Origin of the sequence: Coxiella-like endosymbiont, from assembly GCF_024730665.1 — a bacterium.
Taxonomy (GTDB): domain Bacteria; phylum Pseudomonadota; class Gammaproteobacteria; order Coxiellales; family Coxiellaceae; genus Coxiella.
Genome location: NZ_CP084737.1, coordinates 725,658 through 738,738 on the forward strand (window position 1 = coordinate 725,658; position 13,081 = coordinate 738,738).

Consider the following 13,081-nt stretch of genomic DNA (forward strand, 5'->3'; position numbering starts at 1 on the left):
TACACACTTTATTTTCTCCTGTATTCCTAGAAATGATTAGGGATATCGGTGAATCAGTGGTATAGAAATTTTTCTTGTATGGTTGCTGTTTTAATTAGCAGTTTATTATCTTTTAATTTCACAGTTTTTCATTTAAAAACTAGGAAAACGAAACCAGATAGCTTTATTACTTGAGGCTACTACCATCCTAGAATAATCAAGAAAATTCCCAGTCCAAATGTCGTCCATTGCCAAGGAATTATTGGTTTAGGTCCAATAATAAAACTCGTGATTGCGCTGACAAAAAGGCAATCCCAGCGCCGAAGATAAAAGTACATTTGTGTTTTTTTGGTGGTGCTGGCAGAGTTTCTCGGCGTTGGAAGTATTGACAGAAATTAGTTTTTTGTAGTACGTCATGGAATAGCCGCGGTATTTTTAAAGCCGCTTCGATAGTAGTAGGTAACTCTTTTTTAGCCATCTTAAAAAATAACGAGGACTGCGCTGTTCACGCATCCAATTTTCAATAAGGGGCTTCGCTGTTTGCCAAAGATCCAAATCTGGATATAGATAACGACTTAAGCCTTCAATATTGATCAATGTTTTTTGCAGCAGTAATAATTGAGGTTGTATTTCCATGTTGAATTGATCAGCGGTTTGAAATAAACGCATTAATAATCGTCCAAATGAAATATCTTTTAAAGGTTTTTCGAAAATAGGTTCGCAAACAGTGCGAATAGCTGCCTCGAATTGATCAATTCGAGAATCAGGAGAAATCCAGCTGGATTTCATGTGTAAGATAGCTACTTGTCGATAGTCTTGTTTAAAAAAAGCTTCCAAATTTTCTGCAATATAACGTTGATCTTGGGGGCTTAATGAACCCATGATTCCAAAATCGACGCTGAGGTATTTAGGATTTTCTGGATCGCTGACATCAACAAACAGATTGCCAGGATGCATATCTGCGTGGAAAAACTATCACGCAATACTTGTGTAAAAAAGATTTCAACACCATATTCAGCCAATTTTTTAAAATTAGTGTTAGCAGCTTTTAATTCGGTAATATTGGAAATACAAATTCCACGAATACGCTCCATCACCATTACATTACGATGGGCGTAATTCCAGTAAATTTTTGGCACATACATTTTTTCAGAGTTAGTGAAATTACGTCTTAATTGAGAAGCATTCGCAGCCTCACGCATTAAATCAAGCTCGTAATGAATAGTCCGTTCAAATTCGGCAATCACTTTTATAGGTTTTAGGTGCTTACCACATTTTAAAAATTTGCGAGCTAATTTTGCACTCAAATACATTAATGCGATATCACGCTGAATCGTTTTAAAAATGTGGGGACGCAATACTTTCACAATAATCTCACTGCCGTCATATAGAGTGCCAGCGTGTACCTGGGCAATAGAAGCGGAAGCTAAAGGTTTTTCATCAAAACTGGCAAAACATGCTGAGATAGATTTTCCATAGGCTTTTTCAACCATTTTTTTTGCGATTTTTCCTGGAAATGGCGGTACTTGATCTTGTAATTTTTCTAATTCTTCTACGATATCGTCTGGCAGGAAATCGCGTCGAGTAGAAAGCAGTTGTCCGAACTTAACAAAAATAGGTCCCAATTCTTCAAGTACAATGCGCAAAGATTCTCCTCGTGTTTTACCTTTTTGGCCAAAACTCCATGGATTCAAATAACTTAACGTCCGTAACCACGGTGAAAATTCGCTAACTACAGGACGATTAAAGCCATGACGGAGAATAATTAAATTAATTTGAATTAATCGGATTAATTGTAAGGGGCGTATCATGCAGATATGTCCCTTTTCCCCAGAAGATGATTAATTCGTGCTTCTGTGCGTTCTACATCGTACTGAAGATAGGTAATCGACTGCATAAAATAATCTACTTCTTCAAAAGTGGGCGTAAACCGAGCTTCTATTTGTAGATAATCTTTTATATTTTCACGCAATGTATCAGTGATAGATTTACCAATATCTCTTGCTCGATGAGCCCACACACTGATTTTGTGGGCAATGATATCACCCGTAACTTTTGATAAATATTCCTCCCAATCGATGTCAATATTCGACAGAATATCTCGCACTTCTTCTCCGAAATTTGTATTACCCATGATTTCAACAGTATTTTTAAATAAAGTAGAACCTTTGCTTTTTGTAAATCCTACTTTGAATAAACTCAAAAATGTACTTACAATAGTTATGTCAGGTTCATTTCTGCAGGTGTTCAATAAACGGATTTTGGTTTGAGAAAGCAAAATAAAAAAATCAAGATTCCAGTCAGTGATTTCTATTTTAATAATTTTATTTCCCATATCAGACAAACGTTTAATGGTTTCAGGGTCAAGTTGTAGATAACCATTAAGTGCTTTTTCTAGCCCAGATAAGACTAATGCGAGCATTAAAATTTATAACCTTTATGAATAGCAACGATACCGCCGCTTAAATTATGATAATCACAGTCTTCAAATCCAGCTTCGGCCATATAGCTAAGTAATGTTTCTTGATCTGGATGAACACGAATAGATTCTACTAAATAGCGATAGCTTGCTTCGTCATTGGTGACTATCCTGCCTAGCCAAGGTAACCATTTAAAGGAATAAATATCATAAAGAATTTTTAATAGTGCTGATGTTGGTTTGGAAAATTCTAAAATAGTTGTAAAGCCACCTGGTTTTAAAGCGCAATAGATCGATCGAAGCGTCTTCATCTTATCTGTCATATTTCGAAGTCCAAAGCCAATAATAACGCGATCAAAAGAATTATCAGGAAAAGGAAGGTTTTCCGCATCAGCCTGTATAAGCTTAACGTTCTTGAAAATTCCTTGATCTAATAATCGGTTACGCCCTATTGATAGCATGGTTACATTAATATCTGCTAATATAACTTCTCCATCGTCGCCGACAAGAAGGCTTATTTTTTGAGTGAGATCTCCTGTACCGCCAGCCAAATCCAAGATTCGTTGACCTTGCTGCAAGCAGCAAAGCGTCACAGCAAAACGTTTCCAACAGCGGTGAATGCCTAAAGACATTAAATCGTTCATTAAATCATATTTTTCAGCTACGGATCTAAACACTTTTTCTACTTTGGTAGTTTTTTCATACTGATGGATGGATTGGTAGCCAAAATGGGTGGTTTTTTCTGTCTTACTCATGTGCTAATCATAGCTTGCCCATGAGACCAGAGCAACCCGCCATTACACATTGACTACATCAAAACGGCATAATCTACAATGCGGGTCAGAAGTACTTTTTCTCTTATAAATTATGATTCACAGTAAGTTAGAGAGGAATACTTAAAAATTTTAACGTGTATGAGTAATAATTCTTCTAAAATACTCCATTTGGCATATTCAAATAAATTGTTTCGATTACTCTTGTAAGAGAGTGCCTCGCTAATAAGTTCCACGGCTTTTGATTTCACGCCTACCCACAATTCAGGAGAAAATCTTGTAAGAGTGGACCATGACACTAATCTCTCACCTGTCCTGTACAGCGTTTAAATACGTACCTGAATCGAAATTCTCTCATTAATGTACACTTTTCGATATAAAGCATGTCTTGACTTTTTGAGAATGCCTCAAGGATAGAAATAATTCTGCTTCACTGCCTCTTTTACTAGAAATAAGGTCTCTTCGGCAATTTTATTCGCACGAGCAGATCCTTCTTGCAAAATTTTCTGAATTTCTATCTGATCTTTTTCATACTCAATGCGTCTTTTTTGGATGGGTTTAAGAAATTCCAACAACACATCCACTAATCTTTTTTACATTCTACATCGCCAATTTTACCTTCACGATAGCGTTGCTTAGCTTCTTCTATCCAATTCTTATCAGGATTAAATATGTCATGAAAGATCCATAAAGGATTATTTTCAATCGTTCCAGGATCACTAGCATATAGACGATTAGGGTCCGTATACATGTTCATTATTTTTTTTGCACAATTCCAGGGGAATCACTCAAAAAAATCGCGTTATTTAACGACTTACTCATCTTTAACAATTGACCATTTTTACCAAATCCACCTGTACCAACTAAACGTCGTATACGTCCCATTCTCGTTTTCGGTATAGGAAACAATCCCCCTGCTTTAATATAATCTTTATCTTCCGTATCCGGACTAATACCGCAATACACTTGGCTAAAGCGGCGAGCTACTTCGCGAGTAAGTTCTAAATGCGACACTTGGTCTTCTCCTACTGGTACGACTTCAGCACGCATAGATAAAATATCAGCTACTTGCATAATTGGGTAGAATAAAAACCCCATTGAATAATTATTCCCTAATTCTTTATCTCGAATTTCATCTTTAATAGTCGGATTTCGCATTAATCGATGGAATGGAATTAGCATGCTAAAAAAGCTGTCAATTCAAAAATTGCGGGTACATCAGTTTCAACAAAAATTGTACTTTTTTTCGGATCAATACCGGCTGCTAAATAATCGAGAACGATGTCTAATGTACTTTGTCGAATCGCTTTAGGCTGATTTATACGAGTCGTAAACGCATGCGTATTAGCTAACAAGAAATAACATTCATATTCATTCTGAAGTAAGACTCGATTCTCCACAGAACCAACCCAATGGCCTAGGTGTAAACGACCTGTTGGTGTATCACCAGTAAGCAAGCGTGATTGATATACAGAATTTGACATCACGTCATCATCTCTAGTTCATCTTAGTGTGTCAACACTCAAAATTGATGAAGAATAAAAACTTAAAGGCCGCCTGAGTCTCATCCCCAGCAGTTAAATTTGCTCCTGATCAGGAGCAAATTTAACTGCTGGGAGATGGGGAAGTAAATAGCTACTTTACTTGTCGAAACGATATACCACTGGGCAAGTCCCTTATATAAGGTCCGATTTAATCGCAAGATCAAGGGAAGCTTACTAGCTTGTCAATGAAGTTTAAAAATAGATGAGACAAAACTCCATCGAAACAAATAAATAACGAAATTGTTTATACCGCAAAAGATAAAAAGACACGCCAAATTACAGCTGCTATTTTAATTCCTATACATTGTATTAGAAAATATAATTATTTATATAATACGACAAACTAAATTTATTTTTGACTGAAGAAAAAATCAATGTTACTTGTCATCTGTCGCCTATATGATGGCTCTAAAAGATTATAAAGGGACTATAATCACATTTTGCGCTATTCAATTAAAGAGAACTGACAAAAAAATGCTGATGATATTCTTCCTCTTGAGAGTAGCAGTAATGAAAATTTAATCGCGATTTGTTAGTCGTCAGAATTTAATTAAAATTAAAAAAAGCAACTTATTCAAAACCTTTGGCTATCAAAGTAGTAACGAATGCGATAAATCAGATTATTCTTAAAAAACTCGTTAAGCAATAAGTTGTGAAAACATCATATCTAATTTCATATCGATAGTGCCTATGGTGATTTTGTGCTCTTAAAAAAGTCGACACAATTAAGAATTAGTAGCTTCATCTATTCATTGATTAAAATCATAAAATTATGAATCTCGCGCATATTCGTTCTGTAGGTATTCTTCGATTAGGTGCACTGGGTGACGTGTGTCTTACCGTACCATTAGTTCGTCTTTTACAGAAACATCTTCCTCACGTAGAAATTCACTGGATTATTAATCGACTTTTATATGATTTCGTAGAAGGATTGCCGAGAATCAAATTTATCGTTGTAAATAAACCAAGATCTATTAAAGATTATTGGCGTTATTACAGACAGTTAAGATCTTATTTTTTTGATGTGTTATTGTTGCCTCAGGCTACGCTACGATCGAATTTTTTATGTTTGTTAACGAAAGCTAAAATTAAATATGGTTATGGAAAATTATGTAGCCGAGATTTGCAATATCTCTTTGTAGATCGTACAGTGATATCTAAACGGGAACACCTGTTAGAAAGTTTTTTACGGTTCGTTGAGCCTTTTGGAATTACCGACAAAACCATTAAGTGGGAACTGCCTATTAATGCGGACGACCGCGCATGGGCGAAAAAGCAAATAGATGGATATTTAGGGAAATGGTTAGCGATTTGTCCTGCTGCAAGTAAAGAAGAGCGCAATTGGTTTTGTGAGCGCTACGCTGAGGTTGTTAACAAATTAAAAAAAAATTGGAATTTTAATGTTGTTTTGGTGGGAGGACTAAGCACTTTAGAAAAAGAAATGGCCAATGAGATTAATAATCAGTTAGAGGTGCCCTCTCTCAATCTTGTTGGAAAAAGTTCATTAAAACAGCTAACTGCATTGTTAGGCGAAGTCGATGTTTTATTGTCGCCTGACACAGGTCCTTTACATATTGCTCAGGCGATGGGAACGCCTGTGGTTGGGCTCTATGCGGTAGCGCCTCCTGAAAAGACAGGACCTTATTTTTCTCAACAATGGGTCGTCAATAAATTCCCAGAAGCGGTAAAAACTATTTTAGGGAAAGATCCTGAAAAAATAAGTTGGCGCGAACGAGTTCATTATCGCGAAGCTATGGCGCTAATTACTGTAGATGAAGTTAAACATAAACTCGAACAAATATTTTCAGGAACGAAAAAAAAATGCTCACTATCCATGAGAATTTTTAAATTTTTTAAAAATATTTTTAAACAGATAATGTCATTCCCGGGTAAGTAAGAAGGGATCTGTAGCTACTAGCATAAGTTTTTGTCTGATCTCACTTTCCGCGAGAATGGTCCCTTTTGATTAAACTTAAAATGCCATGTTGCTTAAACACAAATCCTCCACTACTCACCTTAATGTGGTATCTTGGCTTCGCCTGTGAATGTTGCTTCGACCGCTTTCTGACTTATTGCTAGTGCTAAGAAAATAAAAATTTTTAACTATTTCTTCATAGCAACACAGTAGTTGTTAAGCAGCTGCTATAGGTAATCAGACAGTTTTAATTGTTCCGTTTTATCAGGAGAGAACTCAGAACGATTTGTTCAGTGTCATAAAATAATCTCGGAGGCATAAAAATTCTAAAAGTTTTTATTTCCTGTTAAAAGCAGTTAACTAATTGTATGCACAGAAGTTATTTTAGAAGATACGAATTTTGGAAATGTATTAATTCCAGAAATGGAACATGATGGAGAATGAGTTATTGAAGTAAAGGTTGTGGATTATGAGAAAGGATCAATGTATTATAGCCATTTCAATTTAGATTGGAAGGAAAGCTATTAACGCTCTCCGCTCTTGCTCCTGAACGTGTCCAATTATCAAAAAGGATCATAAAAACGAATCCACTGCCTTAATTAATTGAGAGATTAAAAATAGTGATAGAATTCAGACTGCGAGAAGTGTAAATTTCGATTGCGAAAGTTGAATCTCAGTAATAAAAATTATTATCAGCAAAATCACAAGATTTAATTAATAGTAAATAGTAGATGTTCATTAATGAAAGAATTAGGAGATTTTCAGGCAACATTAAATTGCCTTGAAGACGAAAAATCTCTCCTAAGAGCTATTAAATTAGGATACTCAGAAAAACTGAAGTTTTAGTTATAAAGATAGGCTCCTGTTAGGACTCTTTCATTAAGAGTTTTTACACTGAGAATCTAGGTCTTATCAAATTTTTTTTGAGGAAAAGAAGAGACGGCGCGGCGGTTGCCGCGGAAAATCGTTATATCTCCTTATTAGAGTTATATTATTTTGAGACATCAAAAGGAAGCTGAAGAAGGTGCTGCTAAGAGTTGATATTCCCACTTAGTTGGTCACTGTTAGCACTTGTCTTTGTTACTTATCCAGCTCGTAAGACCTCACCTGTAATAGCATCGCGAATTTCTGTGGGACGGCAAGAAGGTCCGATAGGGCCTTCAAGAATCCTATTTATTTGATTGCCAAAAATCATGCGCAATATTCTAACATTCCGAATAGGCTGTTCCCATTTTCGGTTTGCACTGGTTGAAACGATAGGCCCACCGAACCTATAACATAATAATTTTGCTATTAGGTGATCGGTAAGGCGAATAGCAATAGTAGGATGTTTTCCCCGAATCCATGAGGGCGCCTCTGAACTCGCCGGAAAAACCCATGTAACAGGGCCTGGCCAACTCTGAAATATACGAGCGAGTGATTTAGGGTCAATAGGTTGCGTCAGAGTGGCCACTTGTTTCCACGCAGAAGCAATTAAAATAAAGCCTTTTTCAAGAGGGCGCTTTTTCAGTATCAATAATTGAGTAACAGCGTTATGATTAAAAGGATCGCAGCCTAATCCATAAACAGACTCCGTTGGATAAGCAATAATGCCCCCTGTCTGAGTTCAGTGACTGCGTCGTTAATTGATTGGATAAAATCATCCATAAACTTATAACGCTTTTTGGAGTTTCTCATCCGCCTCTTTCAAATCATTCTCATTCAGTTCTCGTTTTTCTCGTAATTTTTTTGCAATACCTGCATCCTGAAGAGCCATAATTTGTACCGCTAAAATCGCTGCATTTTTAGCACCTGCTTTCCCGATAGCTGTACAAGCGACAGGGATACCACCGGGCATTTGCACGGTCGATAACAAGGCATCTAGCCCACCAAGACTGCCACCTGCCATAGGAACGCCGATTACTGGTTTAATGGTATGTGCCGCCACAGTACCAGCCAAGTGCGCTGCCAATCCCGCCGCTGCAATAAAAACTGCACAGCCACGCTTGTCTGCGTCTTTAACAAATTTAATAGTTATTGTAGGATTGCGATGCGCTGACAATATATGCGCTTCAAAAGCAACACCAAAAGATTTTAATTCAATAAAAGCTGCTTCCATGGCAGTAATATCACTATCGGATCCAAGCAAAATAGCAACAAAAGATTTATTCATCGATTTCTACCTCGCCTTCAGAATAAGGTTCCGCAAAATTACAGTCCTTTTGGATACATATCTTTTCTATACCTCTATTTTTAGTAATTTTTATCGATAAAATTGGCCAATGGCATTTTTGGCATTCTTTCGCAATAGGTTTGTTCCAGATCGCGTAATCGCAATCTGGATAATGCATGCAAGAATAAAAGATTTTCCCTCGACGAGTTTTACGTTGCAAAATAGTGCCCTTATTACACTTCGGACAAGTCACGCTGGTATCTTGAGGTTTCTTTAGTGATTCCATATAGTTGCAATTAGGATAACCTCTGCAGCCGATGAATCTCCCATAGAGCCCTGCCCTAATAATTAAATTCGATTGGCATACTGGACATTGTCGTCCATCCACCGTTTTCTGAGATTCATCAGCGGTAATTTCAGTTAAATTACGGGTATAATCGCAATCTGGATATGCAGTGCAACCGATAAATCGTCCTCGTTTTCCGAGTCGAATAGATAATTGAGCCACACATTTAGGACATTTTTCATCGATTTTTTCTTGTGTCACATCGCTGCGTTTCACTGTTTTTTCAGCAAGATCCACCAAATTTTTAAACGTCGACCAAAATGATTCTAAAACAGGGATCCACGCCTTTCCACCGCGTGCAATATCGTCTAGCTCATCTTCTAATTTCGCTGTAAATCCATAATCCACGTATTTCGTGAAATAATGCGTCAAAAATCGATTTACTACACGACCAATGTCAGTCGCTACAAAGCGCCTGTTATTCACATCGACGTATTTTCGATTCTTGAGAGTTGCAATAATGCTCGCATAAGTAGAGGGTCGACCGATATCGTATTCTTCCAATGCCTTTATTAGGCCCGCTTCCGTATAGCGTGCCGGAGGTTCAGTAAAATGTTGCTCACCTTTAATTTTGCTTACATCAACGGTTTGTCTTTCTTCAAGTAGAGAAAGCATTTTGATATCTCCTTCGTCGTCTTTTTTCTGATCATCACTTGTTTCCTGGTAAACATTAATAAAGCCTGGATTTACAATAGCAGAACCATTAGTACGAAAAAGTGCATTGGAGGTACTTAAGTCAATTGATACTGTGTGTAAAGTAGCCTCAATCATTTGGCAGGAAACGGTGCGTTTCCAGATCAAAGTGTAGAGCTTTAATTGATCACTGTTTAAATATTTTTTTAATTTCTCTGGGACGCGAAAAGCAGACGTTGGACGTATGGCTTCATGAGCTTCTTGCGCATTTTTGGATTTAGTTTTGTAAATGCGTGTTTTAGTTGGCATATTTCCAAATCCATATTTTTCTTTAATTAATTCGCGAATTTCTTGTAAGGCTTCTGGTGCTAATATAACCGAGTCAGTTCGCATATAAGTAATAAGGCCAATCGCACCTTCTTTACCGACATTCACTCCCTCATATAATTGCTGCGCAATTTGCATTGTTTTAGAAGAAGAAAAACCTAATTTGCGCGCTGCTTCTTGTTGCATAGTTGAAGTTATAAAAGGAGGAGCAGGATTTCGTTTGCGTTCACGCTTAACAACTTTAGTAATAGTAAGCTTCTTACCATTCACTGATTTTGTAATCGCTTCACAGATTTTATTTGCGGTTTTTTCATCCGTTATAGAAAATTGTTCGATTTTCTCATTTTGAAACTCAATTAAGCGTGCATCGAAATTTTGTTTTTGTAAATGACAGTCTGCATGAATCGTCCAATGTTCCTGACTTTTAAAATTCTCAATTTCAATTTCTCTTTCAACAACTAACCGCAATGCGGGGCTTTGAACGCGACCTGCCGACAACCCGGGGCGAATTTTTCGCCATAATAGCGGCGATAAATTAAAACCGACCAGATAATCCAATGCGCGACGCGCTTGTTGCGCATTCACTAAATCCATTGAAATATCACGAGGATGTTCAATGGCATTTTGAACAGCTTTTTTAGTAATCTGATGAAAAACAATGCGGGAAAATGTTTTATTTTTTAGCGTATTCTTCGCCTCTAGCATGCGTTTCACATGCCAAGCAATAGCTTCGCCTTCGCGGTCGGGGTCGGTAGCGAGATATAAGTTGTCGCAATTTTTTAATGTTTTTGCGATAGCATCCATGTGGCGCACATTACGTCCGATTGCTTGATGATACATTTTAAAATGATCATTCGGGTCAACGGCTCCTTCTTTGGGGACTAGATCGCATACGTGACCATAAGAAGCCATTACTTTAAAATCTTTTCCCAAATACTTTTCAATCGTCTTCGCTTTTGCGGGCGATTCGACCACCACTACTGATTTAACCATAATCAATGTACACACCATCTAACGTATCGTCGAGAACTAATAATTCCATACTTACAAGAGTCTGTTTTTGTCAGACTGATAATCGAAAAGAAGCATGATAAGGGTAATTAACTTGAGAAGACTTATATCAAGGCTTTCCGTTAAAAGCTCAATCACTTGATTAGTAACAAATTCACAGGTATGAGAAAGGATTCCCTGTTGTTCTAAGGTAAGAAGGAAGCGACGACATTCTTTCAGTAATTCACATTTATAATCGCTAAACACGCGACATGAATTCTTTTTAGGAAGCTGTATCGGTTTTCCGCCGTAAGAACGACTATTCAGCCATATCAAGGTTTGGTCAATGACAACTCGATAAAAACCGAACTCTTCCAATTGAATTGGAAATTTTTTCTCTCCAAGGTTCAGGGTGCAATTTTCTTGCATATAATTTTTGGAAAGATACATCGATATATCTCTTTCGTCTTTCATTTTTTAACTCGTATCATAATACTAAACATAGTTATAATAACGATCTAATTCAATAGATAACGATAGCAAAAATTTCGAAGTTAAAACTACTTCTTTCCATGCTTGATCTGCAGAAGCAGCTTCAAAACCGATATAATGTAGTAACTTCTGTTTGTTCGCATCAAGTATCTTTTTGTGGCTATTATCGCTATCAACCACACTTTCAAATTCTCTCTAATTCTGCAAAATATCCATTATAGATTCAACCAGTTTCGCGCCTTATTTCAAATGATTAATACCTCTGCTGGTAGAGCGCCAAGATCGTTAGTAATGATAGAGGTCCAGCTTGGAAAATTTTCTTGAGAAGGATGATTCAGCGTAAGATGCGATGATTGGGTTCAAGCGCAGTATGTAATTCTTTTTGAATGTTCTCGATCTGTTCTATGTAATTTCAGTAGAGCTGATGATATAATTCGCCATCATTTTCGATAGGTATGCAGAGAGTAGTAATTGATTGAAAGGGACTGGCAATATTAGAGATAACATCGTTCATGTCGTTGAAAATTATTTTCGCTGGAACACCTAGATTTGCAGTTCTCACTTTAGAAACTTTAATTCGATCTTCGCATCGAGTAGTCTCCGTTTATACACAGCCAGATCGCCCTGTGGGGCGTGGGCGAAAGGTAAGTCAGAGTCCCATTAAAATTATTGCGAAGCAACATGGAATTTCTGTTAGACAGCCTGCTTCATTACGAGAGACATCAATACAAAAAGAATTAATGTCAATGCAATTCGATGTAATGGTGGTGGCGGCTTATGGATTGCTACTCCCTAAGGCTGTGTTAGCGAGTCCCAGATTAGGATGTTTAAATGTGCATCCATCACTATTACCACGATGGCGCGGAGCCGCGCCAATTCAGTGGGCTATTTTATCAGGTGATGACGAAACTGGTGTTAGTATTATGCAGATGGATGAGGGACTGGATACAGGTGATGTGTTAGCAAAAAAATCCTGTGTGATTAAAGCGAGGGATACTAGTGCCGATTTGCATGATCGTCTTTCGCAATTGGGTTCGGATTTGTTAATGGAAATTTTGAACGCATTAGAAAAAAAGGGCATATAGTAGCGGAAAAACAGGATAGTAGCAAGGCTACTGATGCGCCAAAAATTCGAAAGAAAGAAGCTGAATTAGATTGGTATAAATCGGCCGCTGAATTGGTACGATGTGTACGTGCGTTTAATCCGACGCCCATGACTTTTACGTATTTTAATGGACAGCCTATTCGAATTTGGGAAGCAGAGGCGTTGAATGAAAAAACGATGTTAGAACCGGCGACGCTGGTCCACGCTGATAAAAATAGATTGGATATTGCAACAGGAGCAGGTATTCTTCGAATTCGTAAACTTCAATTGCCTGGTAGACGAGTGCATTCCGCTAATGATTTTGTTAATGCATATCGAAGTAAATTAATTTCGGGAGAGACGATTTTTAAAACTCATTATCCAGCAACTTGGGGCATATAGATTGAACAAAAAATTAAGCCCATTC

General features: G+C 37.3%; 7 protein-coding genes and 4 pseudogenes. 2 read left to right on the forward strand and 9 right to left on the reverse strand.

Annotated features, from left to right (window positions below):
* Positions 1–179: 179 nt before the first annotated feature.
* From ubiB to trpS, 4 genes and pseudogenes are all read right to left on the reverse strand, one after another.
* Positions 180–1,790: pseudogene (gene ubiB / locus LG660_RS03090) on the reverse strand (ubiquinone biosynthesis regulatory protein kinase UbiB).
* The gene (locus LG660_RS03095) at positions 1,787–2,401 is read right to left on the reverse strand and encodes a ubiquinone biosynthesis accessory factor UbiJ (RefSeq protein ID WP_258267249.1); all 615 of its coding nucleotides are present in this window, start codon (positions 2,399–2,401) and stop codon (positions 1,787–1,789) included. Before LG660_RS03095 ends, ubiB begins: the two are co-directional and overlap by 4 nt.
* Positions 2,401–3,153 (reverse strand): bifunctional demethylmenaquinone methyltransferase/2-methoxy-6-polyprenyl-1,4-benzoquinol methylase UbiE, encoded by a 753-nt coding sequence (gene ubiE, locus LG660_RS03100; RefSeq protein WP_258267250.1) that lies wholly within the window; start codon positions 3,151–3,153, stop codon positions 2,401–2,403. Before ubiE ends, LG660_RS03095 begins: the two co-directional genes overlap by 1 nt.
* Before the next feature lie 425 nt (positions 3,154–3,578).
* Positions 3,579–4,655: pseudogene (gene trpS, locus LG660_RS04435) on the reverse strand (tryptophan--tRNA ligase).
* A gap of 832 nt (positions 4,656–5,487) precedes the next feature.
* Between trpS and LG660_RS03125 the strand changes: the two are divergent.
* Positions 5,488–6,612 (forward strand): glycosyltransferase family 9 protein, encoded by a 1,125-nt coding sequence (locus tag LG660_RS03125; protein ID WP_258267255.1) that lies wholly within the window; start codon positions 5,488–5,490, stop codon positions 6,610–6,612.
* Positions 6,613–7,714: 1,102 nt separating this feature from the next.
* Here LG660_RS03125 and tsaC read toward each other — a convergent pair.
* From tsaC to LG660_RS03150, 5 genes and pseudogenes are all read right to left on the reverse strand, one after another.
* Positions 7,715–8,277: pseudogene (gene tsaC, locus LG660_RS03130) on the reverse strand (L-threonylcarbamoyladenylate synthase type 1 TsaC).
* Positions 8,278–8,281: 4 nt separating this feature from the next.
* Positions 8,282–8,782, reverse strand: a complete 501-nt coding sequence (purE, locus tag LG660_RS03135; RefSeq protein ID WP_258267256.1) for a 5-(carboxyamino)imidazole ribonucleotide mutase — start codon at positions 8,780–8,782, stop codon at positions 8,282–8,284.
* Positions 8,775–11,081, reverse strand: coding sequence for a type I DNA topoisomerase (gene topA / locus LG660_RS03140; RefSeq protein WP_258267257.1), 2,307 nt, complete (start codon positions 11,079–11,081; stop codon positions 8,775–8,777). The genes purE and topA overlap by 8 nt, the downstream gene beginning before the upstream one ends.
* A 51-nt stretch (positions 11,082–11,132) precedes the next feature.
* Entirely contained in the window at positions 11,133–11,507 is a 375-nt protein-coding gene (locus LG660_RS03145) for a DUF494 family protein (RefSeq protein WP_258267258.1), read from the reverse strand.
* Positions 11,508–11,573: 66 nt separating this feature from the next.
* Positions 11,574–11,750: a hypothetical protein gene (locus LG660_RS03150; RefSeq protein WP_258267259.1), complete on the reverse strand. Its 177-nt coding sequence runs from the start codon at positions 11,748–11,750 to the stop codon at positions 11,574–11,576.
* Between the two features lie 332 nt (positions 11,751–12,082).
* Between LG660_RS03150 and fmt the strand changes: the two are divergent.
* A pseudogene (gene fmt, locus LG660_RS03155) lies at positions 12,083–13,056 on the forward strand (methionyl-tRNA formyltransferase).
* Positions 13,057–13,081: the final 25 nt, after the last annotated feature.

What these genes read in the sequence shown, in the direction of transcription:
- LG660_RS03095 (WP_258267249.1), bottom strand. Translation starts at nt 2,401, where the DNA reads ATGCTCGCATTAGTCTTATCTGGGCTAGAAAAAGCACTTAATGGTTAT.
- ubiE (WP_258267250.1), bottom strand. Translation starts at nt 3,153, where the DNA reads ATGAGTAAGACAGAAAAAACCACCCATTTTGGCTACCAATCCATCCAT.
- LG660_RS03125 (WP_258267255.1), top strand. Translation starts at nt 5,488, where the DNA reads ATGAATCTCGCGCATATTCGTTCTGTAGGTATTCTTCGATTAGGTGCA.
- purE (WP_258267256.1), bottom strand. Translation starts at nt 8,782, where the DNA reads ATGAATAAATCTTTTGTTGCTATTTTGCTTGGATCCGATAGTGATATT.
- topA (WP_258267257.1), bottom strand. Translation starts at nt 11,081, where the DNA reads ATGGTTAAATCAGTAGTGGTGGTCGAATCGCCCGCAAAAGCGAAGACG.
- LG660_RS03145 (WP_258267258.1), bottom strand. Translation starts at nt 11,507, where the DNA reads ATGCAAGAAAATTGCACCCTGAACCTTGGAGAGAAAAAATTTCCAATT.